This window comes from Brevibacillus invocatus (assembly GCF_003710915.1).
Classification (GTDB): domain Bacteria; phylum Bacillota; class Bacilli; order Brevibacillales; family Brevibacillaceae; genus Brevibacillus; species Brevibacillus invocatus.
The window spans coordinates 66,204-87,436 of sequence record NZ_RHHR01000044.1; the positions used below are offsets into that span (position 1 = coordinate 66,204).

At 50.2% G+C, this 21,233-nt stretch carries 25 protein-coding genes and 1 riboswitch; of the genes, 8 read left to right on the top strand and 17 right to left on the bottom strand.

The genetic code is table 11. The features are described from left to right. From cobS to EDM52_RS20500, 9 genes are all read right to left on the bottom strand, one after another. Positions 1 to 744: an adenosylcobinamide-GDP ribazoletransferase gene (gene cobS, locus EDM52_RS20455; RefSeq protein ID WP_122910794.1), complete on the bottom strand. Its 744-nt coding sequence runs from the start codon at positions 742 to 744 to the stop codon at positions 1 to 3. Beyond that, entirely contained in the window at positions 741 to 1,280 is a 540-nt protein-coding gene (gene cobU / locus EDM52_RS20460; protein WP_122910795.1) for a bifunctional adenosylcobinamide kinase/adenosylcobinamide-phosphate guanylyltransferase, read from the bottom strand. The genes cobS and cobU overlap by 4 nt, the downstream gene beginning before the upstream one ends. After that, entirely contained in the window at positions 1,277 to 2,383 is a 1,107-nt protein-coding gene (gene cobD, locus EDM52_RS20465; RefSeq protein WP_122910796.1) for a threonine-phosphate decarboxylase CobD, read from the bottom strand. Before cobD ends, cobU begins: the two co-directional genes overlap by 4 nt. After that, complete coding sequence (gene cobO, locus EDM52_RS20470; protein ID WP_122910797.1) at positions 2,383 to 2,931, bottom strand: cob(I)yrinic acid a,c-diamide adenosyltransferase; 549 nt, start codon at positions 2,929 to 2,931, stop codon at positions 2,383 to 2,385. Before cobO ends, cobD begins: the two co-directional genes overlap by 1 nt. A 116-nt stretch (positions 2,932 to 3,047) precedes the next feature. Continuing rightward, positions 3,048 to 3,259: riboswitch (cobalamin riboswitch) on the bottom strand. Positions 3,260 to 3,477: 218 nt separating this feature from the next. Beyond that, entirely contained in the window at positions 3,478 to 3,804 is a 327-nt protein-coding gene (locus tag EDM52_RS20475; RefSeq protein ID WP_122910798.1) for a hypothetical protein, read from the bottom strand. Between the two features lie 336 nt (positions 3,805 to 4,140). Then, positions 4,141 to 4,563, bottom strand: coding sequence for a hypothetical protein (locus EDM52_RS20485; protein ID WP_122910800.1), 423 nt, complete (start codon positions 4,561 to 4,563; stop codon positions 4,141 to 4,143). Next, positions 4,560 to 4,976, bottom strand: coding sequence for a hypothetical protein (locus EDM52_RS20490; RefSeq protein WP_122910801.1), 417 nt, complete (start codon positions 4,974 to 4,976; stop codon positions 4,560 to 4,562). Before EDM52_RS20490 ends, EDM52_RS20485 begins: the two co-directional genes overlap by 4 nt. A 130-nt stretch (positions 4,977 to 5,106) precedes the next feature. Further along, entirely contained in the window at positions 5,107 to 5,907 is an 801-nt protein-coding gene (locus EDM52_RS20495; RefSeq protein ID WP_122910802.1) for an HAD family hydrolase, read from the bottom strand. Positions 5,908 to 6,053: 146 nt separating this feature from the next. After that, positions 6,054 to 6,563: a GNAT family N-acetyltransferase gene (locus tag EDM52_RS20500; protein ID WP_245997190.1), complete on the bottom strand. Its 510-nt coding sequence runs from the start codon at positions 6,561 to 6,563 to the stop codon at positions 6,054 to 6,056. A 214-nt stretch (positions 6,564 to 6,777) separates the two neighbouring features. On the opposite strand from EDM52_RS20500, the gene EDM52_RS20505 reads away from it, so the two are divergent. Continuing rightward, positions 6,778 to 7,488: a M15 family metallopeptidase gene (locus EDM52_RS20505; protein WP_122910804.1), complete on the top strand. Its 711-nt coding sequence runs from the start codon at positions 6,778 to 6,780 to the stop codon at positions 7,486 to 7,488. 65 nt (positions 7,489 to 7,553) lie between these two features. Here the strand turns inward: EDM52_RS20505 and EDM52_RS20510 are convergent, their stop codons facing one another. The 7 genes from EDM52_RS20510 to EDM52_RS20540 all read right to left on the bottom strand — a co-directional run bounded on the left by EDM52_RS20510 (position 7,554) and on the right by EDM52_RS20540 (position 14,865). Then, the gene (locus tag EDM52_RS20510; RefSeq protein WP_122910805.1) at positions 7,554 to 7,865 is read right to left on the bottom strand and encodes an MFS transporter; all 312 of its coding nucleotides are present in this window, start codon (positions 7,863 to 7,865) and stop codon (positions 7,554 to 7,556) included. Positions 7,866 to 8,057: 192 nt separating this feature from the next. Further along, a complete protein-coding gene (locus tag EDM52_RS20515) occupies positions 8,058 to 9,545 on the bottom strand; it encodes a M81 family metallopeptidase (RefSeq protein WP_122910806.1) in 1,488 nt (495 codons plus the stop codon). Between the two features lie 64 nt (positions 9,546 to 9,609). After that, positions 9,610 to 10,368 carry an ABC transporter ATP-binding protein gene (locus tag EDM52_RS20520; protein WP_122910807.1) on the bottom strand — a complete coding sequence of 253 codons (759 nt, stop codon included), beginning with the start codon at positions 10,366 to 10,368 and terminating at the stop codon, positions 9,610 to 9,612. A gap of 1 nt (position 10,369) precedes the next feature. Then, entirely contained in the window at positions 10,370 to 11,326 is a 957-nt protein-coding gene (locus tag EDM52_RS20525; protein WP_183185237.1) for an ABC transporter ATP-binding protein, read from the bottom strand. A gap of 10 nt (positions 11,327 to 11,336) precedes the next feature. Further along, complete coding sequence (locus tag EDM52_RS20530) at positions 11,337 to 12,233, bottom strand: ABC transporter permease (protein ID WP_122910808.1); 897 nt, start codon at positions 12,231 to 12,233, stop codon at positions 11,337 to 11,339. A gap of 11 nt (positions 12,234 to 12,244) precedes the next feature. Further along, a complete protein-coding gene (locus tag EDM52_RS20535) occupies positions 12,245 to 13,249 on the bottom strand; it encodes an ABC transporter permease (RefSeq protein ID WP_122910809.1) in 1,005 nt (334 codons plus the stop codon). Between the two features lie 20 nt (positions 13,250 to 13,269). Further along, entirely contained in the window at positions 13,270 to 14,865 is a 1,596-nt protein-coding gene (locus tag EDM52_RS20540) for an ABC transporter substrate-binding protein (protein ID WP_122910810.1), read from the bottom strand. A 219-nt stretch (positions 14,866 to 15,084) separates the two neighbouring features. On the opposite strand from EDM52_RS20540, the gene EDM52_RS20545 reads away from it, so the two are divergent. The 5 genes from EDM52_RS20545 to EDM52_RS20565 all read left to right on the top strand — a co-directional run bounded on the left by EDM52_RS20545 (position 15,085) and on the right by EDM52_RS20565 (position 18,632). Further along, complete coding sequence (locus EDM52_RS20545; RefSeq protein WP_122910811.1) at positions 15,085 to 15,831, top strand: response regulator transcription factor; 747 nt, start codon at positions 15,085 to 15,087, stop codon at positions 15,829 to 15,831. Between the two features lie 11 nt (positions 15,832 to 15,842). Then, positions 15,843 to 17,615 carry a cache domain-containing sensor histidine kinase gene (locus tag EDM52_RS20550; RefSeq protein ID WP_148038789.1) on the top strand — a complete coding sequence of 591 codons (1,773 nt, stop codon included), beginning with the start codon at positions 15,843 to 15,845 and terminating at the stop codon, positions 17,613 to 17,615. 85 nt (positions 17,616 to 17,700) lie between these two features. Beyond that, on the top strand, positions 17,701 to 17,979 hold the full coding sequence (locus tag EDM52_RS20555) for a type II toxin-antitoxin system Phd/YefM family antitoxin (RefSeq protein WP_245997193.1): 279 nt from the start codon (positions 17,701 to 17,703) through the stop codon (positions 17,977 to 17,979). Then, positions 17,963 to 18,289, top strand: a complete 327-nt coding sequence (locus tag EDM52_RS20560) for a type II toxin-antitoxin system RelE/ParE family toxin (RefSeq protein WP_122910814.1) — start codon at positions 17,963 to 17,965, stop codon at positions 18,287 to 18,289. The genes EDM52_RS20555 and EDM52_RS20560 overlap by 17 nt, the downstream gene beginning before the upstream one ends. A 61-nt stretch (positions 18,290 to 18,350) precedes the next feature. Next, positions 18,351 to 18,632, top strand: a complete 282-nt coding sequence (locus EDM52_RS20565; RefSeq protein WP_221175564.1) for a redoxin domain-containing protein — start codon at positions 18,351 to 18,353, stop codon at positions 18,630 to 18,632. Between the two features lie 108 nt (positions 18,633 to 18,740). On the opposite strand, the gene EDM52_RS20570 is transcribed toward EDM52_RS20565, so the two are convergent. Next, positions 18,741 to 19,040, bottom strand: a complete 300-nt coding sequence (locus EDM52_RS20570) for a hypothetical protein (RefSeq protein ID WP_245997196.1) — start codon at positions 19,038 to 19,040, stop codon at positions 18,741 to 18,743. A gap of 247 nt (positions 19,041 to 19,287) precedes the next feature. Between EDM52_RS20570 and EDM52_RS20575 the strand changes: the two genes are divergently transcribed. Both EDM52_RS20575 and EDM52_RS20580 read left to right on the top strand, forming a co-directional pair. Then, positions 19,288 to 20,664 (top strand): right-handed parallel beta-helix repeat-containing protein, encoded by a 1,377-nt coding sequence (locus EDM52_RS20575; RefSeq protein ID WP_122910815.1) that lies wholly within the window; start codon positions 19,288 to 19,290, stop codon positions 20,662 to 20,664. Next, positions 20,661 to 21,233: a nitrous oxide reductase accessory protein NosL gene (locus EDM52_RS20580; RefSeq protein ID WP_122910816.1), complete on the top strand. Its 573-nt coding sequence runs from the start codon at positions 20,661 to 20,663 to the stop codon at positions 21,231 to 21,233. Before EDM52_RS20575 ends, EDM52_RS20580 begins: the two co-directional genes overlap by 4 nt.

A 21,233-nucleotide genomic window follows, 5' to 3' on the forward strand; every position in this document is an offset into this window, starting at 1 on the left:
TTATCCGATACTTATCAGCAAGGCAATCAGCATCGCAGCCTCGCTACTCTCGATGACGGCTCCGTAGCAATCGCCGTTCAATCCCCCCAGCTTTCGTGCCACACTTCGGGCAAACCAGATTGCAAACAACAGGGACAATAAAACCGCTCCCGCTGCCTGCAAACCGCCAAGCCACCAGCAGGCACCAGCCAAAACGGCGTACGCAATCACGATGTGAACGCCCGAAAGCCCCTCGCTGATCCCTTTTCCAATCCCCTGATCTGCCGAGAGATACGGCCAGTAGCGAATCGCCAGCAGGACGTGCGTACGGGCGATCGCCGGGACGAAGACAAGCATCATGCCCCATGCTGGCTCGGTCCATTCGGACAGTGCGGCGGTTTTCAACAACAGCAGCAACAGTGCCGCCAAAACCCCCATCGCTCCGACGCGACTGTCTTTCATAATCTCCAGCATTTTTTCTTTTGTGCGACTGCTTCCAAGACCATCCGCCAAGTCCATCCAGCCGTCGAGATGAAGTCCCCCTGTGATGTACACCCAGACGATCAGGGTCCATACAGCTGCAAGCAACGGGCTAAACAGCCAAAGCCCTGCTTGATGCACACCCCACAGGATCAGACCCATCACCAGACCCACAGCTGGATACCACGCAACACTTTTTTTCCACGCTTCCTCAGAAGGCCGCAGCCAGGGAACAGGAATCCGGGTGAAAAAGGCGATGGCATGCCAAAATGCATGTAGATTCATCCTTTGATCCTCCAGGGAATTCCCGAAAAGACTGCATACACGGTATCCGCGCGGCGTGCCGTCATCTGATTGACATCCCCGAGCACGTCTGCAAACCAGCGACCCAGCTTATTCATCGCCACCCCGCCCAAGCCTACCTCGCTCGTCACGGCGATCACGGTCTGTGGCGAGGCAGAAAGCCCGTCCAGCCATGCTTTTGCCTCCTGGTAGATCTCCTGTGTAATGGCCTCACTTCTCCAATCCTCTTCGGGAACAGCCATCAGCCAGTTGCTGACCCAGGTCGACAGGCAGTCGAGGAGCACGACCTCATATTCCTTCGCTGCCTGGTTCGAGTAAGACAGGTACTGCGGGATTTCCACACAGCCCCACTCTGCCGGACGGCGAGCCTGATGCTGCTCAATTCGGCTGCGCATTTCCTCATCCTTCGCTTCACCTGTCGCTGCATACAAAACGCGCTTGCCTGTGTCCGCGGCCAGTTCTTCGGCAAAACCGCTTTTGCCAGAACGCACACCTCCGGTGACCAGGATCAGGCTCATCGGTACGTTCCCCTTTCCAGACAAGCTTCGCGTATCGCACCCAGCAAGCGTTCGTTTTCTTCCCGTTTGCGCACGGCAATGCGGAAATCTCGCGCAGTCAACCCTGGGTACATGGCACAGCTTCGAATCAGGACGCCTTTTTTGCCGAGTACTTCCTGCAGCTCTTGCGCCGTCCACTCCTCAGAGGTGCGGACGAGCAGAAAATTCGCTTTGCCCGGCCAAACCTTCCAGTCCCATTCCTGCTGAAGAGCCGTGCTGAGGTAAGCGCGTTCCTGCGCAATCAGCTCTCGCGTCTGTCGCTCGTATTCCCATTCCTCCAGGCAAAGCTCTCCTGCCACAAGCGCCAAAGCATTGACACTCCAGCTGACCTGCTTTCCTTTCATCCGAGCGATTACCTCGGGGTGTGCGATAGCGTAGCCCAGCCTCAATCCCGGAATCGCGTACATTTTGGTCATCGAGCGCATCACGATCACGCGTGGATATTTCTCCAGCTGGTCGACCAGCGTAAATGGCTTTTCTTCCTCTACAAAATCGAGAAACGCTTCATCTACGATCAGCCAGGTATCCGTCTTTGCGGTCCATTCCGCCATTCGCTGCAGCTCTTCGGCTGTGTACAAGATGCCAGTAGGATTGTTGGGCGAGCCGATAAACACGAGATCTGCTTGCTGGAAAAGCCTGTACAGCTGTGTCTCTTCTGCTTTGTAGCCATGCTCCTCCCGGCCGTAGCAGCTGATCACCCGAGCGCCGAACTGCTCCGAAAGTTGCGCGTATTCGGAAAAGCATGGGTAGACAACACCCACTTTCTGCGGGCGCAAAGCCAAGAGCGCCAAGGCCATCGCTTCGGCAGCTCCGTTTGCAGGCAACAGCCAGTCTTCATGCAGATTCAATCGTTTGCCCAAAGCATGCCGGAAGGAACGGTGCGCTGGATCAGGGTACCGCGTCACTTCCTGCAGCTGGGTTTGCAGCGCTGAAATGACAGACTGCGGCGGTCCTAACGGGTTGATATTGGCGCTGTAATCGAGAAAGCCGTTTGCCGGAAGTCCGTATCGTTTGGCGGCCGACACCCAGTCACCGCCATGGCCGTATTTTTCCAGAACCTCCATCAGAACTCTACCCCCAGAACGGCAGGGATGCCCTCGTCATAGTAGTGCTTGATCGGCTTCATCTCCGTCACCAGATCAGCCAGTTCGATGATCTCCTGCTTTGCGCTTCTTCCTGTAATGGCTACGTGCATGTGTGCCGGACGATTTTTCAACGTCTCCAAAACATCTGCTAAAGGCAACACATCATCGATCGGAAACTTGTCGATGGCAAGCGCGTTGTTGATTTCGTCGAGAATGATCAAATCGTAGGTATCGTCGAGCAGTTTTTCCTTGGCAAAGCGCCACGCTACAGCCAATGCTGCGCGATGCTCCTCAGGCGTCTTAGTCCACGTAAATCCGATCCCCTTTTGCAAAATCTCGATTCCCATACGGTCAAACATGATCTTTTCCCCGTAGGTTCTATCTGGAGACTTGATGAACTGAATCATCAGCACCTTTTTGCCCCTGCCTGTAGCACGTACAGCAAGGCCAAGTGCTGCCGTCGTTTTCCCTTTTCCATCTCCTGTATAGACCAAAAGCAATCCCCGTTTGTTAGGCTGCTGGTTCACATGAATCCCTCCTGAAATAAAAAAACGCTTCGTTCTCCCTAGATACCAAAAGGAAAACAAAGCGCGGATAGCTGAAAGCCACAATCCTCACCTTTTCCTTTGACCCGAAGGAAATCAGTGCAACACGAAAACAGGCAGGTCTCCTGGCTCAAGAATCATCACCTTTCTTCTCCTTCCCACCTGAATAGGCAGTGGATGGCATGTGCCGCGAAGAAAAGCTCCTCTCATACAGTGGCGGGACCGCGTTGGCTTTTCACCAAACTTCCCTTTTAACCCTGCTCATTCGCATGGACACGAATGAACAAGGACCTGTTTGTCTATCTTATTCACTTTTTGTCTGACAAGTACTTGTTCTAATCATAGCAAATGCTGGTCGGGATTCAAGTAAAAGCTGAGGGGAAGTGCTTTGTATGGAATCTCAATGCTAGTTTTAATCACATCTAGGTTCGGATAAATACTTCAAGAGCAATTCCTTGCATCCTCAAAGTTTTTGTACTCCGATATTTTTCGAATTGTGTCCTTCTGCACATGGGTGGTTCGCGTTTTTCATCCATTGAAAACATTGGAAGGTACCTCACCGCCTGAGTAATAGCGAATTGGCTTCCCCATTTTTGCAGCATACTCAATCTCTTTTCGTGTACTCTCGCCTATGTAGCCATCAACATCAATGACAAAAATCTCATCGGAAAGATCAATCTTTCTGAAATGAAGGTTGCCCAATAATTCGGCTTGTTCCTTCGTGATCTGGATCCCCTCGCTATGCTCAAAAAAAGCAACGCTGATCACGATATTCCCTTGAAGGGTCAGATAGGCATTCGTCTGTTCAAATTGTTTCTTGAACTTTGTAGAACCACATAATGTGATGATGCGCATATTCCATTCTCCTCAGTATCACTTTGTGAATGATTGCCATTAATCTCGATTTTATCCCCAAAGAAATCCTAACCATTTGGCCAACATCTGACATTTTTATTACCATAATCCCCAAATAACCAAAACTACTCGCACCTTCCCCCCTCTTGGCGTAGCTTAAAGCTATTGCATTAAACAAAGACAGCATCATGATTACAAATGCTGCTGATCGCGTTTTGTTATGACTCTTAAAAATTCCTATAAGGATAAATACAAGACAGATAAATACAAATAAAAAGTCCATGAAAACCCCCCCTCTCTTCTATAAAAGTCTCTATTGTCTCTCATACCCACCCGTCAATTTTTCCGTGCATCAAATAAATACTCTACGAGATTTTCACAGCCAGACGACATTGCATCCGTTTCCCCTTTTGCACAAGAAGTGATGACGTAGCCTTCTATCGGAAGATCATGGTTTGTAACCTCTTGCCATTCATTTCCTCGAATCACATATGTTCGCCTATCTTCTATTACATAAGAGGCTAATTCTCCATCACTGATTAAAATATTCCTTTCAAACGGAGGAGCAATCGATACATTGCGAACCTTAATTTCATCTAACACTTCAAAAAACCTCGAAGCAAATACAAGACGATCATATTGCAGCCATCGTTCGCCAACATTTTGACGCCGGATCGTATACTCCTTCGTTTCAGATGAAAAAGCAACGTCATATTGGATGAACCCGTTTTCCGTGCTACTGATTAAATCATAAGTCAACCTTTTTCAAGTCGGGCATGAGGTTCTATGTTCATTTCACTTCTTATATTTCCCCAATCATCTGAAAACCGCAATTGCGAAGCATGGTTGCTCATCCCTGCTACTTCATGTGGTCGTTCAAACCAATACTCATCCACTGCCGGAATAATCAGTTGTGCGAAATACATGATCAACCCAAGCATTGCGGAAAATTGTTTTAATGGAACATTCCTTGTTGGCCGGAAAAATAAGAGAAAGATCATGAAACCCAGAGGTAAAGCAAGCTCATTTATCCGAAAGGTAAACGCACCCAAAAGATAGTATCCAACGATTTTAAATCCAAGGTTTGACTCGATCTCTTCTCTGTTTTTATAACGGTACATAAGCAGTACCACGATGATTGCCGTCAAAGCGATAAATATAATCATGTACACTTCCCTTTTCACCTATATTCAATAAGGAATAACCTGGAAATTATTGTATCACAACCTTGCTTCACTAAGGTTCTTTTTCCAAAAGAAATAACCCACCAAACCACTTGGCGGGCAAAGTCCAAATCACTCTTTAAGCTTCCTCTAACGAATCAATAACCTTCTGAATGTCCCGCAGACTTACAATCTCATGGGAAGGGACGATATCGCCCGTGAGCGGCATGCCGTGTCGATTGATCCACATATTGCGCATCCCGACTGCATGGGAACCCTGGATGTCTGTAGTCAGCTTGTCTCCTACCATCACGCCTTCTTCTGCTGTGATCTCCAGTAAGCTCATGGCGTGCTCGAAAATGGATGGTGCAGGCTTGCCTTGACCGAAATCACCGGAAATGATGATGTGATCGAAATAAGGCGCGAGCTCGGGTACGCCGGCCAGTTTTTCCTGTTGCAGATCTGGTGATCCGTTCGTGAGGAGAAGGAGCTTGTACTTCTCTTTCAGCTGGTCCAGCACCTCGAAGGTTTCCTCATAGACGATTGGGCGGCTTCTTCTTTCCGCAGCGAACATTTCTCCTAGCTTGTAGCCAAGCTCTTCGTCTTCAATGCCCATGGCCCGCAGACCGCGTGTCCACGCTTCCTTTCGGTAAAGCGGGACAAAGGACTGGAGCTTGCGAAACTCTTCCTGCTTCCCTTCCGCAAACTTAGCCCACAATCCCTCAAACGGATTGATCCCAATCATTTTGGTAAATGGAAATGCCTCGAAGGCTTCATAGATGGCCCTAGCTTCGCTGCGAACCGCAGCTTCCAGACGCTCTGTGTCTACCTCGTAATGCTTGGCTGCTTCTTCACAGGTCGCTTGAAACGCTTCCTTTACGCTTCGCTCGTCCCACAGCAACGTATCATCCAAATCAAATAGAATCGCTTTAATAGCCATTTGTCGTAAAATCTCCTTTTCCCCTGTATGGTCTCTCTCGCTTCTAAGATCACGGAAATAGGCCGTCTTTCAACCTTGAAGCAATTTGTTTTTGGTTCGTTCTATTTAGGATCATACCATGCAATCCGTTCGTTCTGCTTGCTTCTTTACAATAATCGCTTTGCAAAGCAATGCCGGTTTTTCCCTCCGTACATCGGGCGAGTAAATTGAAGGGTAAAGCCTGCCGCCTGCAAATTTTTCATACTCGCATGATTTTCAGGATGAACGGTGGAATACAGGTACAGACACCCTTTCTCCCGCGCACGTTTTTCGCGCAGCTCATGGAAATGTCTCTGCAATCCCAGACCTCGAACGGACTCGTGAACCACCGTTGAGTCCAGTACGCCAACAAGCGGCAATTCCTGCTCCGACACCCCGAATTCTCGTCCTAGATTTTGTTCGCTCATTCCCGGAAAAGCCAAAACCGTATAGGCTGCGAGCTTCCCATCCAGGTAGGCGCCATAGATTTCACCCTTCTCTTGAATGAGCTCTTGCAAGTAGCCTTCTTCGTCCATCGCAAACAGATCCTGCGCAGGCAGACGAGAGATGACATCCTCCATCAGCTTTCTTATATCTTCTACATCCCCGTGTCCTAAACGACGTATTTGTAATTCCATACCTTCTCTATTACGCATTCGCAGAGTCCCTTCAAAACCATAGGTAGTTGCTTCATCCCCATTCTACCACAAGGAAGATGTGAAGGGCCCTTGCCAAAGGGTTGCCATTCCTTACACATCTCTAGGCACGGGCGTCAAAAATCAAAATATTTGTATTTTACTTGAATTTAAATATGATACCATATTCCCAAAACGAATTGACGAGGTGAAAGTTGTGCTGTATCCCTCTATCCCGCCGATCCCGGAAGTGTCAACTGCCAACATGTCCGTCTTGCAAGAATGTGGCGAACCCTTGCTTGCGCTTTCTACGCTTTCACCTAAAATAGCTGTTTACTCCGCTTACTATCATCTGGGGTACGATGGCGCACTGCCTGAAATCTATCTGCGGGAAAATGCCGCCAAGCGATTGATCGCCGCCGCTGAAAAGCTGCCTGCCAGCTTTCATCTGGTCGCACTGGACGGCTGGCGATCCACACAGGTACAGGCTTCTCTCTATGAGCAATTTCGTCAATCTCTCTTGCGTCAGGGCTGGCAGGAAGGAGATGCACTCAAAGCTGAGCTCGGCAAGTTCGTTGCTCTGCCGACTACAGATAGGCAAAAGCCTTCTCCCCATCTCTCTGGGGGTGCGATCGATCTGACCATCGCGGGACCGGACGGCTGGCTGGATATGGGTACGGATTTCGACGACTTCAGCGATATGGCTGAGACCCGATATTTTGAGGAAATCTCAGAGCCTACCGAGCAGCAAAGAGCCATCCGGGACAATCGTCGTCTGCTCTACCATCTCATGATCGAAGCCGGATTTGTCAACTATCCAAAAGAATGGTGGCACTATGAATACGGCACCAGAAGCTGGGCGGTACGCACGCAGCAAGAGCCGCGGTATGGAGGCATCCAGACCATTCACGAAATAACGAAGTCATAACGATAGCAACGCGGCTGTCCCCCTTCTACACATTACTCGGGACAGCCGCTATTTTTCGTTCCTGCCTATGATTTTGCTTGTTCTGCTCGGGGAGCTTTGTTCCCGATCTTGTAAATGCTCACGATCATGATTCCGATGGTGACTAGCATGACGATCAGAGCGGGTTGGAAATTGCCGAACAGGTCGACCGTCAGACCGAAAAATGCAGGACCGAGCGATCCAAGCATAAAACCGCCAAACTGCATGATCGCTGACCATGATGTCGCCTCTTCCACACTAGAGGCTTCTTCGATCGGAATGATCAGAGCCAGCGGGAACAAGCCACCTGCCCCAAATGCGATGAAGAGCGAAGCGATCCAAGGGGAAACATGCAGCATCAGCAAAATGACCTCATGACCAGCTGATCATTTTGTTAGAAAACTTGGCTACGCCAAGCTTTTGGCGGAGCCTTAGTTGCACTTATACTATCTTCCGCTAATCTTTTTAGCGCTTTAGCGCACTTAAACTTTCCGATAGTAAAATAAAAACTGACCTTACCGGCGCGGTAGGGTCAGTCCTGAAAGGCCTTCTTATATTTCGTCTCCAGCCGACCATTTCATGCCAGCATGAAGCGGGTAGACAGGCTCGGGCAATTGTTGATAGCGAAAAGTGGTGACATCCAGAGTGGAGAGTCCAGGTGAATCGACGGTCAAAATTCGTACGGCATGCTGTTCAAAAAAGGCGCGAAAATGCTGGCTTGACTTGAGGCACACAAGCTTGTAGCGGGTGATGTCGATTCCGTGCAAACGGAAAATCTCGTCGTCCATCACCTGCGCCCTTTTGGAGCAGACGATGACGTCTACGTTCCCGATCACCAGACGTGCAGAGCGCCCCATCCGTATAAGTGACCCCGCTCCCATCGGAGAGGTTCGGATAAATGAGCCATCCGTTACTGCTTTGACGTAAGCTTCTGCTTCCACGGGCTGACCATGCAGCTGGTCCGTTTTCCCGCCAAGTCGAAGCTGGATCGTTGCCCCCGGTCCTGCCTCATGCGCCATGCGAGCAGCTTCCGGGTCGTACAGCATGCCAAAGCAAGTATGGGGCTGGTTGGCCGCAAGCAGCGCCGCGAGCAGGTACGTCCCATCCCCCGGTGTACCAGCCCCCGGATTATCGGACGTTTCATTGATCACCACCGGTTGCCCCTCAGCAGCAAGTGCAGTGCGGATTCCCGTGTCAGGTGACGGATGCTTTTGCATGAATGCTTCTCTGCGCGCCCAAATCTGGTTCGCTACCTCATCTGCCGCTTCTTTCGCCAGCTTATCGTCCCCATCAGCTGTCACGAGTACAGATGCCCCTACATAGGGTGTGTCCGTATACGGAAAACCGTGAAAAAACGTGCAATCCAAAATGCCTGGTCGCGCTTCCCATTCCTCGCAGAGCCGATTCACCTCTGCTGCAGGACCTTGGTTCGTAGTGGAGGTAGGCACCAATAACGGCAGTCTGGTCAGGTGCATCACTGGTTTGATCCTGCCTGAAACCAGCTCGAACATCCGCTGGATCACTTCTGCTCCCCTGTCGTATTCATCCGTGTGCGGATACAGATTGACGCCTAGCAGCAGATCGGCTGCTTGCACAAAAGCTTCATTCAGATTTCCGTGCAAATCCAGCGCTGCCCCGATCGGCAGCTCTTCTCCGAACTCCTGACGCAAACAGCGCATGAGATCCTCTTCGATCTGTGCACGATGCTGTGCTACACCTGCTCCGTGCAGACTCAAGCAGATAGCGTCAAACTCCCCCGCTGCTTTCAAACTGGCTACCAAATTCTGCTTCAGCTGCTCCCAAGTGTCCTCTTCGATGATCCCTGATGGATAAGCAACCGCTGAAAAGGTCGGAACCAGCTCTGCGCCCAGCTCCTTACCTTTGTCGAGCATCCCGCCTATGTAGCTGCGCACGCCCGTGTGAGCACGGATGATATCCTCTCCATACAGCCATTCCTGCTGCCGGAATGTGGCTACATCCGTGATGCCAGAAGCAAACGTATTGGTTTCATGGACCAGCTGTCCAATAGCAAATCTCAATGTTGGCCCCCTCTCTTGCCCGTGCGATCTCCTCATCCCGTCAGGCTTTTCATGTAAAAAACGGTCATGACCGTTTTGTCATCTGTGGCAGACTGGCCAGCAGACGTTGCGAATACGCTTCCTGCGGCTCCGTAAACAAAGCTTCTGTCTCATTTTCCTCTATCAGTCTACCATGATACAGCACGCCGACACGATCACACATATACCGGATGACCGACATATCGTGCGAGATAAACAAGTAGGTAAGCCCCAGCTCCTGCTGCAAGGACTTGAGCAGATTGAGGATTTGCGCCTGAATGGAGATATCCAGCGCGGAAGTAGGCTCGTCAAGAATGAGGAATGCAGGCTCGGTAATGATGGCTCGGGCGATCGCAATCCGCTGACGCTGTCCGCCGGAAAATTCGTGCGGATAGCGTGTGAGATGATCCTCATGCATCCCTACTCGTCTTACCAATTCCCTCAAATAGTCGTCTGACGATTTTTTCAGTCGCTCCTCACGCGGCAATGCGCGCAAAGGCTCGGTGATAATTTGCCTGATGTTCATGCGCACATCCAGGGAAGACTGCGGGTCCTGAAAAACAACCTGCAGGCTGCCCGGTTTTGGGCGATGGAAGCGATTGTTTTTCCACAGCTCCTCTCCAAAGAAAGAGACAACTCCTTGAGTGGGTGCCAGCAACCCGCAAATCATATTGCCGATCGTACTCTTGCCGGAGCCGGACTCCCCGACCAATCCGTAGGTTTCGCCTTTTTGAATATGAAAGCTTACCTGGTCCACCGCCTTGGTAGTGCCAAACGATTTTTCTAGCTCTTGTACGGTCAGCATCCTATCGTTTTCCCTCCCAACAGGCGATCCGATGGCCATTCAGGCCCTCAACGACTGGCGGTTTCTCCTGGCATCGTGCCGTCCGCTTGGGGCAACGATCCCAAAAGACGCAGCCGACTGGCCGTTTCCTAGCGTTGAAGGATTCCCCCTCGATGACCTTCAAAGGCTGGCTTTTCGGCTTTCCTTCCGGCAAAGCCTCGATCAGGGCGCGTGTGTAGGGATGGTTGGAATGAAACAGGACTTCCTCGGTTTTTCCAGACTCGACCACCGTTCCCCCGTACATGACATACACCCGATCACACATATTCGCCACCACGCCAATATCGTGCGTAATCAGCATGACACTCGTCCCTGTTTGTGTGCTCAGCTCTTTCATCAGCTTCAACACCTCGGCCTGCACGGTCACATCCAGCGCAGTAGTCGGCTCATCGGCAATCAACAGCTCTGGCGGTGACGACATCGCCAAGGCCACCACCACACGCTGACGCATGCCCCCGCTCAATTCATGGGGATACTGGCGAAACACCTTCTGTGGGTCCTTCATCTGCACTGCTGCCAAGGCCTCCACTGCCAAGCGATCCGCTTCTGCCTGAGTCACTCCCTGATGCTTCCGAATGACGTTTGCCAGCTGTTTGCCAATGCGCATGGTCGGATTGAGTGCCGTCATCGGTTCCTGGAACACCATGCCGATTTTTTTCCCGCGCAATCCCTGTATCTCTTTTTCCTTCATCCCCAGTACGTCCTGCCCCTTGAAACGAATGCTTCCCCCTGTATAGGTCGCATTGCGATCAAGCAAGCGAAGGACCGACTGGGCTGTCACTGATTTTCCCGAGCCCGATTCCCCGACGATCCCGACGATCTCTCCGGGCTCGATGGACAGCGAGACGCGATCGAGAACAGGCATGGTGCCGTATAGGGTGTGAAAGGACAAGGACAGGTCTGTTATTTCAAGCAGCATCGTGTATCACCTACCTCGCTGATCTGGGATCCAGCATGTCGCGAAGCCCATCCCCGATAATGTTGAAGCTGATTGTGACGAGAAAGATGGCAATCCCCGGAAAGGTCGGGTACCACCACTGATCGAGAAAATAACGCCAGCCTGTGCTGATGATCGCACCCCACTCTGGGGTCGGCGGCTGCACCCCGAGTCCCAAAAAGCCCAAGGTCGCCACCATCAGGATCGCATCTCCCAAATCCAGTGTCATCTGAATAATCACAGGTGTAATCACATTGGGAATGATGTGACGGACAATGATCCACGTATCCGACAGCCCAAAGGTCTGAGCCGCTTTCACAAACAGCTTTTCTTTCACGACAAGCGTCTCGCTGCGGGCAAGACGGACAAAAGCCGGAATCTTGACAATCACGATGGCCAAAATCGCATTCATCAGGCTCGGCCCCATCGCAGCCGAGAGCGCCATCGCCAAAATCAGCGTGGGGAATGCGAGTATCACATCCATGATGCGCATGATGATCTGTCCGATTTTTCCGCCCAGGTAGCCGGCAACTGCGCCGAGAATCGTCCCGACCAGCCCAGCCACAATAATGATCGATATCCCCATTCCGAGAGACAGCCGGGTGCCGTAGATGACACGGGCAAACAGGTCTCTGCCGACTTCATCCGTACCAAACCAGTGCTCGGCTGAAGGCTTCTGCAAGGCCAAATCCATACGTACCTGGTTCGGATCATTGCCCGTCAGGACGGGTGCGAGCAGAGCGATCAGAACAAACAGTATAAAAATCACGCCCCCGACCATCGTCAGCGGATTCTTTCGAAATCGACTCCAAAAGATTTGGACCGTCCCGGGCACTCGCTCAGGAACAACTGCAGGATGGCTGGCTGGTGATGTTTGTGGCGTTTGCATGCTGTTCCTCCTTATTCACGAATTTGTGGATCCAGCACCATATACAGCAGATCCACCAGCAGATTGATCAGGACATAGCCGATGGCAATCAGGATCGTAAAGCCCATGATCGCAGGAAAGTCGAGGCTGCCAATGGAATCCACGACATATTTGCCCATGCCCGGCCAGTTGAAGATCGTCTCTGTCACGACTGCTCCTCCTAATAACGAGCCGATGGACAATCCCACGACCGTAACTGCTGGCATCAAGGCATTGCGAAGCGCATAGCGAATGATCAAAAAGCTGGAGGAAATACCATTGGCACGCGCCGTTTTGATGTAATCCTGCTGCAAAACATCCAGCATTGATGCGCGAATCTGGCGGGTGATCGCCGATAGATGGACGAACGCCAAAATCGAGACTGGCATGATGAGATGAAGCACACTGTTGGAAAAGGCCTCCATGTCCCCGGCGAGCAAGCTGTCGATGGTGTACAAGCCCGTAATGGTAGGCGGTGCATCGATGAACAGGTCAAGCCGCTCAGAAGCAGGCAGCCACCCAAGCACACCGTAAAACAGAATTATGGCCATCAAGCCACTCCAAAAAACGGGAAGCGAGACGCCACTTATCGAAAAAATCCTTCCGATATGATCCCACATGCTGTTGTTTTTGACGGCTGTCAGGACCCCAATAAATACGCCGAGAATGATTGCGATCAGAAATGCGTACAGAACCAGCTCTAGCGTGGCGGGAAAGTATGTAATCAAATCTTCGATAACAGGCTGCTGAGTTCGCAGCGAAGTGCCCAAATCCCCCGTCAAAAGGCCTTGCATATAGTTCAGATACTGCTCGTAAAGCGGATCGTTCAGGCCCATCTGCTCGCGCACTCGCTGGTAGGTTTCCTCCGTCGCCTTGACCCCAACGATCATCCGGGCAGGATCGCCCGGAATGACGTTGGACATCAGGAAGGTGATGCAGGAGACGCCAAAGATGACGACGATCAGCATGAGCAGACGATTGCGTATGACTGCCCACATCCATCCTTCACACCTTTCGTTTATGGACTGACAGACATTTCATCCAAATTGTAGATGCCTTCCAGCATCGGGTTGTACTTGAAGCCCTGTACCTTCTTCGACATCGGCAGCAGGAATTGGCGCTGATCCAGATAAATGTAGACCGCATCCTCGTTGACGATTTTGGTCACGTCCAGGTACAGCTGCAAACGTTTTTCCTGATCCTGGATCGAGGCAGCTTCACGCAGCATCTTGTCGACTTCCTCGTTTTTGTAGAAAGAACGGTTGCCAGACAGCCCCCAACGTTCGGAATCAAACCACGGCGACATGAATTCCCACGGGTCTGCAGTATCGGGACTCCACATCCCCAAGCTCAGGTCAAATTCGCCCTTGTCGAGCATTTCACGCATGGTCGCGTAGGCTACCTTGTTCAGCTTGACTTGAACCCCGATTTGTGAAAAATCGTTTTGCAATGCCAGTGCGATCGGCTCCCATATTGCCCGTTGGTCGGAGTAAAGCAGGGTCAATTCCACACCGGACTTGCCAGATTCGGACAACAGCTGCTTCGCACGATCGAGATCATAGGTGTACATTTTGGCGTTCTCGTCATGTCCCCACAAGCCTTCCGGAACAGGTCCACGCAACTGGATCGCGGTGTCCTGCTGGACATTTTTGATGATCGCCTGATAGTTCACCGCATAGTTCAACGCTTGACGGAACTTGACATCCTTCAACGCTTCGTGTCCTTTGCCGATGTTCATGTACACATAGTCCACCGTAAGGGATGGCGACTTGATCAGCTGGACATTTTCTTCCTTTTCCAGGGCCAGCTGCTGATCTACCGGGATTCCCTCTGCGATATCGATCTCGCCTTTGATCAGCTTTAGGCGAGTCGCGGAAACATCCGAGCTGACTTGAAAGTAAACCGTCGTGATCGCAGGCTTGATGCTGGAATGCGGGTTGGGAGTGTATTTGTAATATTGCGACTTTTTATACTCTGTCAACTGATACGGACCGCTTCCCGCTGTATTTTCGGCCAACCAGCCTTGCGCCAGATCGCCGTCGCGCTCATGCTCCATCACTTTCGGATTGATGATCGAAGCATAGTTGTTCGTGAAGCGCGGCAGGAAAAGCGGGTACGGTTCTTTCAGCTGGAACTCGACGGTAAGCGGATCGATGACCTTCACTTGATCGATCATCGCAAACGAATCGGATGGACCTTTACCTACCTTCAAGAGGCGATCAAATGTGAACTTAACGGCTTCGGCATTCACCTCTGTGCCATCGGCAAACTTGTGTCCCGACTCCAGGGAGAACGTAAACACTTTGTTGTCCGGGCTTACCTTCCACTCTTTGGCCAATCCCGGCACCAGATCTGTCTTTTCGCCATCGTACTCAATCAGCCGTTCATACGAATTGTACGTCAGCTTCCATGCCGAGTTGTCCATCGAGACAGCCGGATCGAGCGGTCCCGGTTCTGCTGGAATCGCGACGACCAGCTTCTGTTCCTTCGACGCGCTTTCTGCCTGCTGAGCCGTTTGAGCGTCTCCCGGAGCCGCACTCGGAGTCTCCTGCTTGGAACAAGCCGCAGCCAAAAGCATGAGCGTTGCGAGCAAGGCCATTCCCCATCGTTTCATACCACTTATACCCCCTTCGTTTATAAAACTGAAATTTCTGTATATATTTAATATTTAAATGAATTACCCCATAAAAAACAGGTATCCTATTTTGCATTTGGTATCATCTTTTGACCACTTCACGTAAATCCCCTGCTTTTTGAGATTTTTCCGCATGATATACTACAGAAAACAAGCTGCCAACGCTGTTTCACGATACGATGCAAAGGAGGTTTCTGGATGTATCAACTATTAATCGCGGACGATGAATTCGAAATCAGAAACGGACTCAGCCAGTACTTCCCGTGGGACGAGCTCGGCTTCGAGATCGCAAGTCTCGTTGAAAATGGCAGGGAAGTGCTGGATGTCGTCGCCAAACAGCCGATTGATGTCATCCTTTGTGATATTCAGATGCCCGTCATGAGCGGGATCGATGTCGCACGTGAGCTGCACCAGCAGAACTCACCCGTCAAGGTCGTCTTTCTCAGCGGTTACCGAGAGTTCGAGTATGCCCAGCAGGCCCTTTCCTACGGCGTGAAAAGCTACATCGTCAAGCCGACCAAGTACAATGAGCTGGAGAACGTATTTCGTAAGCTGAAAATCGAGCTGGATCAAAGCAAGGGATCACAATCCCCATCCACAAACCTGCCGGAAGAAAAGGAGTCCGCTGCCCCGGAGACTGTCATCGCCAAGGTAAAAAGCTATCTGGAGCAAAACTACCGGGAAGCCACACTCGACGATGCCGCCCGTCTTGTCCATATGAACCCCTACTATCTGAGCAAATACTTCAAGAAAAAAACAGGTGAAAATTTCTCTGACTATCTGATCCGCGTCAAAATGGAGAAAGCCAAGGAGTTTTTGATGGATGTCAACAACCGGACCTACACCATCAGCGAAATGGTCGGATACAGCAACGTGAAAAATTTTACCCGTACGTTCCGCAAATATGTGGGCAAAAGCCCGAGGGAGTTTCGAAATTGGGAGTAAAGGAATGGCGTATGGACAAACGAAAAATGTACCATGCCTTTTTCATCAAAAACCTCGCTACCTTCCTGATCCCGATGATGATTCCTGTATTCATCCTGGGAACGCTCACCACGATCATCATCCAGCAATACGTCAAGGAAGAAATCGACACCAACAATATCAATCTGCTCAAGCATTCCGAGGAAAAGGTCAGGCTGTTTTTTGACGAGCAGGTCTTGATGAACATGCATTTGGTCGCGCGGGAAATGGATGTTCCCCTGAAAAATCTGTTTCAGAAGGAACACATCACCGCAGAAGACCAGGAGCGCCTTTCCAAGCTGCACAAGCTGTTACACTCCCCTGCCATCTCACGATCGTATATCGACTCCATCTACATTTATTTAAAAAATGACAAGCAGCGTATCTTCACCTCTGCCGACGAACATCTCGTCGAATTGCAGGATTTCCACGACCGCACCTGGTTCGACACCTTTTTGGAAAATAACAAAGGCAAGGCACTGGTCTGGTCAGAGCCCCGCGCTGTCACGCGGTATGAGGTGGAGAACCGCGTCACCAGCTCCAAATTCATCAGCGTGTATAAAAAGCTTGCCGTCTCCGATAACGACGATGGCGTCATCGTCTTTAACATCAAGCACGATTATATCGAGTATTATTTATCCGAGTTCTCGCTCCTCAAGGATCAGAGCTTGCTCATCGTCGACAAGAATCAGGAGGTCATCTTCCGAAAAAACGTTCGTGACTATCTGAATCTGAATGTAAGCGAGCTGATGGCCAACCACTCCTCCTTTTTTCCGCTCAAGATCGGGGAAGAGTCCTACATCGTTTCCATGCACAGCTCCGAGAAATACGGCTGGCGTTTTTATTCCATCGTCCCGGAGTACTCCCTGTACGGGCTGCCTAGACAATTAAGCATATTGGCCCTCTCGATGCTGATCCTCTCGCTTTTGGGTGGGACGGCTCTCGCCTATCAGCTGAGCAAAAATAATCGCCAAAATATCAAGAGCATTCTCAACCTCTTTCACGCTGCGGAAAAAGGACTTCCCTTGCCGCCTTTGCCCGAGAGAGGAAACGATGTGTACAGCTTTATCGTTCAGGTCACACTGAAAAATTTTATCGAGCAAAACTATTTGAAAATTCAATTATCCGAGCAGGAATACAAGGCTCAGGCGATGGAGCTATCCGCTCTGCAATCCCAATTAAACCCGCATTTTTTGTTCAATACGCTGGAAACCATCTACTGGAAAGCGGCCAGTCTGACCGGAAGACCCAATGTCCTCAATCAAATGGTCGAAAATCTGGCTGATATTTTGCGCTACTCGCTGGAAGGTGAAAGCAAATGGGTGAAGCTGCAGGATGAGGTGACCTATACACTGAGCTATATCGAAATCCAAAAGGTGCGCTACAAGGATACCTTTGACGTCGTTTGGAAGATGGATGAATCGATCAGTGAGATACGCGTGTTGAAGCTGATCTTGCAGCCTTTGATCGAGAACAGTCTGTATCACGGAATCAAGGAAAAGCAGAGCTATGGCATCATCAAGATCAAGATCAGAGCCCTGCAAGACTCGCTCGCGATCCAGGTCATCGACCACGGGGTCGGGATTCCCAAAGACAAGCTGCTCCTGATTCGGGAAAAGCTGGATGGCTCTCTCGATCAGTCCAAGCATATCGGATTGTTCAATACGCATCGGCGGCTAAAGCTCGCTTTTGGAGACGAGTATGGCCTGCGGATCAAGAGCAAGGCTGGATGGGGGACGGTCATCTCGCTGCGTATCCCGTACTAGTGTGAATCGAGATCACATGGAAATGACACTGCTGTCAATTTAATGATATAATATCGTCAGAATAATGATATTTAAATAGGGGTTGATGTCATTGAAAATAAAACCATCGACTACAATTCGCCAAGACTATAACGGTTTCTCAAAATACTGCCATGAAATAGATGAGCCGGTCATTCTTACACGGAACGGAGAAGCTGATCTGGTTGTGATGAGTCATGAAGCCTTTCAACGTATGGAAGCCCGCATCAAACTACAGTCGAAGTTGTTAGTAGCTGAGAAGCAAGTAGCTGAGGGAGAGCCTCTGTCTGACCATGACCAAGTCATAGCGAGAATGCGGAGGAAGCTGGATGACGCAAAGGAATAAAGTCGTCTATTCTCCTGCTGCAATCGATGATATGGATGAAATTTTTTCGTTTTTAACCCAAGAAAATGTTTCTGCCGCAGATCATTTGTTGCAAAAACTGGATCATCGCATTTCAAGTTTGGTAGATTTCCCAAATATGGGCTCTGTACTATCAGAAGATGAATATTCGCTCATACAGCGAGGATACCGTTTTATAGTGGTACATCCCTATTTGATCTTTTACCGGATCATGGAGGATACTGTCGTTATTCATCGGATTTTGCATGGACGACGGGATTACCTTCGAGAATTGTTCGGCTCTTTTGAATAAGAAATAGGATGTTACTTTATTACCAAGACATTTCTATTCAGAGAAACGAGGAGATACATCGATGACAGCACGCATCGGATTGCCTGCACCTGACTTATCCTTCCCGCTCGCTTCCGACTACAGCAAGGAGACCACCAACAGCTACGGTGTCATGGACGAGGCCTCCAAAGCTCCTCTGCGGGCTACCTTTATCATCGACCCGGAAGGCATTGTCCAATATGCCGTCGTCTCCAATTCCAAGGTAGGACGCAGCGTAGATGAAACGATCCGTGTCATTGAAGCTTTGCAGTCTGGCGGTCTGTGCCCGATGGACTGGAAACGCGGAGAGTCGACGATCTCCTAACGAAACCGAAACGCCCGTGCGATTTGCAAGTCGCATGGGCGTTTTTTGATTAGATGCAGGTCAACAGCATTTTTTCAAAAATGCTTTAGCATTTTTTTCAAAAATGCTTTAATCATACCTCTCGTCTTCGACACGCATTTCGCCTTCGATGATCCATTCCAGCTCTGTCTCGAAATTCAGCAGGATTTCTGCTGGCAGCTGCTCGACCATCTGCTTGATCTCTTCTTGCTTCATAGCATCGTCCAGTGTTTTCGGCTGTTCCTCCAAACCCTCATACCAAGCACGCACCTCTGCAAACAATGCGTAAAACGACGCTTCGAACTGATCGGCATCTTCTTCAGCATCCTCTTCGACGCTTCGCTTCATCTTCTCCCAATTGTCCAGCATGAGCTGAAATGCTTTTTTCATGGCACTCTCCACGCTCCTCTTCTGTATTCTACCGCCTATCCATTTCATTGTATTGTACATAGAAGCTGACAAGCCCTGCAAAAATAAGGGTCGGATGATCAACGTTTCGTTTTTTGCCACTTTTGATAGCCCGGTTGAGTCATAAAAAAATCCTCATTCACTGTTATGATAAAACTATCCTCATCGAGTAATCAAAGGGGGGAGAACCCTGAACAGACGATGGAGAAGTCTAGTCACCTCTCATAGCATGATCCTCACCAGTGTTATCTGGCTTTGTCTATGGGTCTTACCACTATCCAGCCATGCAGCTGGAGCACCGGCAGACCTTCAGGCACTGATCGACAAAGCAGCTCCGGGAGAAACCGTCACCATTCCTGCTGGAGAGTATGCCGGACCGTTGCGGGTGACCAAACCGATCACGCTGCAAGCATCAGGTGAAGTCATCATCCGTTCTGCCACAGATGATCCTGTGTTGACTATCGAGAGTAACAACGTGACGGTAAGCGGTCTCCAATTGCAGGACAGCCGCATCAACAACCCACTTGCCACGCTGGTTGTTCACGGTAATCAAAACGTGATCGAGCAGATCCAAATCGACACGATGGGCACGGGCATCCAGCTGCTGGAATCAAGCTTTAACCAGCTGCGAAACATTCGCGTGACAGGACATGTCCTGGACCCAAGCGAGGTAGCTGCGGATATCGGTCACGACCACAGCGCCCATCAACAACTCACCAAGCCCGTTCAACAGCCTGGAGCGGAAGCCAAAAAGGGAAACGGCATTGATTTGCGCAGGTCCCACCAGAATCAAATCATCGGCAACCAGATCCTCAACCTCTTTGACGGGATTTATCTGGAAAGCAGCCAAGAAAACATCATTGAACAAAACCAGGTGGCAAAATCCCGCTACGGTATTCACCTGATGGGGACATCCTCCACACGCATTGCGAACAACATCGGAAATGGCAATGTCACTGGCGCCATGCTCATGGATACCAGCACCGCCACTGTGACCAATAACCGTTTTCTGAAACAGAAGGACAATCCCAATTCGCAAGGTATCCTGCTTTTTTCTGTCACAGACTCTGTTCTGGAGGGAAATCACATTGAAGGAAATCGCGTGGGGTTGTACCTTGAGCAATCTACCGGCAATTCCGTCAAAAACAACGCGCTGACCCTCAACTTTATCGGAATGCAGGTAAAGGATACGGCAGACAATCAGCTTATGTCCAACCAGTTTGTCTCCAATGTCATTCAGGCTCAGGCTCAGGACAGCAAAGCGGATTCGTTCGACGGCAACTACTGGGACAACCTGCAGGCACTAGACGTCAATGGTGACGAGCGAAGCGATCTTTCCTACGAAATGAATCCGTTTTTTCTCGCTTTGACGGATGCTGTCCCACCCTACCAGCTGTTCTTCCAATCTCCTGGTTTTGTCTTTTTGGAGAGTCTGTTTTCTGTCGGAGGCGATCAGATTCGGGACACAGCTCCGCTGATGAGTCCCGTCATCCAGGATGATCTGGAAGGACAGCAGGAAGCAACCGTTGGCCAGACAGGGCTTTTGGGTGCCGGACTTCTGATGTTCAGCTTTTTATTTATCTATTTAGGAGTGAGAAGAAAATGAAAAAGTGGAAAATGGCCATCATCTCTTTATTCGGAATGGGACTTTTGCTCATGGGCTGCGGAAAAGAAGAAGCGCAGCCTGTAGCGATTCAGGAAGGCGTAGACAAGTGCGATGTCTGCCACATGATGGTAGCCAACGATCACAATGCGACACAGATTCTGTTGAACGACGGACGTGCCTTGAAATTTGACGATATCGGATGCATGAACGAATGGGCACATCAGAATGGCGTAGAGCATGTTCACACCCAATTTGTTCGCGACTACAACACCGATGAGTGGCTGAAAGCCGAGGATGCCTCTTTTGTCTACGATGCCAGCTTCTCGACTCCGATGGGCTATGGCATTCACTCCTTTAAGGACAAGGCGACAGCTGAGAAATTCGTGCAGGAGCAAGGCAAAGGCACGCTCATGACCTATGCTGATCTGTCTAACCACGGCTGGGCAAGAAACATGACGCAAAATCATGGTCACGGTGATGCCAATCATGCTGGAGAAGGTCAGCAGCATGGAACTCAGGACAGCAACTCCATGCACGGTAATACCGACAGCCAAAAAACACACAACTAA

Excerpts from the sequence above, each read along its gene's own strand:
- EDM52_RS20500 (WP_245997190.1), bottom strand. The coding sequence starts at position 6,563 with ATGGAATTACAAATACGTCGTTTAGGACACGGGGATGTAGAAGATATA.
- cobU (WP_122910795.1), bottom strand. The coding sequence starts at position 1,280 with ATGAGCCTGATCCTGGTCACCGGAGGTGTGCGTTCTGGCAAAAGCGGT.
- EDM52_RS20520 (WP_122910807.1), bottom strand. The coding sequence starts at position 10,368 with ATGCTGACCGTACAAGAGCTAGAAAAATCGTTTGGCACTACCAAGGCG.
- EDM52_RS20555 (WP_245997193.1), top strand. The coding sequence starts at position 17,701 with ATGTCATTGAAAATAAAACCATCGACTACAATTCGCCAAGACTATAAC.
- EDM52_RS20530 (WP_122910808.1), bottom strand. The coding sequence starts at position 12,233 with ATGCAAACGCCACAAACATCACCAGCCAGCCATCCTGCAGTTGTTCCT.
- EDM52_RS20475 (WP_122910798.1), bottom strand. The coding sequence starts at position 3,804 with ATGCGCATCATCACATTATGTGGTTCTACAAAGTTCAAGAAACAATTT.
- EDM52_RS20510 (WP_122910805.1), bottom strand. The coding sequence starts at position 7,865 with ATGCTGCATGTTTCCCCTTGGATCGCTTCGCTCTTCATCGCATTTGGG.
- EDM52_RS20545 (WP_122910811.1), top strand. The coding sequence starts at position 15,085 with ATGTATCAACTATTAATCGCGGACGATGAATTCGAAATCAGAAACGGA.
- EDM52_RS20535 (WP_122910809.1), bottom strand. The coding sequence starts at position 13,249 with ATGTGGGCAGTCATACGCAATCGTCTGCTCATGCTGATCGTCGTCATC.
- EDM52_RS20575 (WP_122910815.1), top strand. The coding sequence starts at position 19,288 with ATGATCCTCACCAGTGTTATCTGGCTTTGTCTATGGGTCTTACCACTA.
- EDM52_RS20570 (WP_245997196.1), bottom strand. The coding sequence starts at position 19,040 with ATGAAAAAAGCATTTCAGCTCATGCTGGACAATTGGGAGAAGATGAAG.
- cobS (WP_122910794.1), bottom strand. The coding sequence starts at position 744 with ATGAATCTACATGCATTTTGGCATGCCATCGCCTTTTTCACCCGGATT.
- EDM52_RS20540 (WP_122910810.1), bottom strand. The coding sequence starts at position 14,865 with ATGAAACGATGGGGAATGGCCTTGCTCGCAACGCTCATGCTTTTGGCT.
- EDM52_RS20560 (WP_122910814.1), top strand. The coding sequence starts at position 17,963 with ATGACGCAAAGGAATAAAGTCGTCTATTCTCCTGCTGCAATCGATGAT.
- EDM52_RS20495 (WP_122910802.1), bottom strand. The coding sequence starts at position 5,907 with ATGGCTATTAAAGCGATTCTATTTGATTTGGATGATACGTTGCTGTGG.
- cobD (WP_122910796.1), bottom strand. The coding sequence starts at position 2,383 with ATGGAGGTTCTGGAAAAATACGGCCATGGCGGTGACTGGGTGTCGGCC.
- EDM52_RS20525 (WP_183185237.1), bottom strand. The coding sequence starts at position 11,326 with ATGCTGCTTGAAATAACAGACCTGTCCTTGTCCTTTCACACCCTATAC.
- EDM52_RS20580 (WP_122910816.1), top strand. The coding sequence starts at position 20,661 with ATGAAAAAGTGGAAAATGGCCATCATCTCTTTATTCGGAATGGGACTT.
- EDM52_RS20565 (WP_221175564.1), top strand. The coding sequence starts at position 18,351 with ATGACAGCACGCATCGGATTGCCTGCACCTGACTTATCCTTCCCGCTC.
- EDM52_RS20550 (WP_148038789.1), top strand. The coding sequence starts at position 15,843 with ATGGACAAACGAAAAATGTACCATGCCTTTTTCATCAAAAACCTCGCT.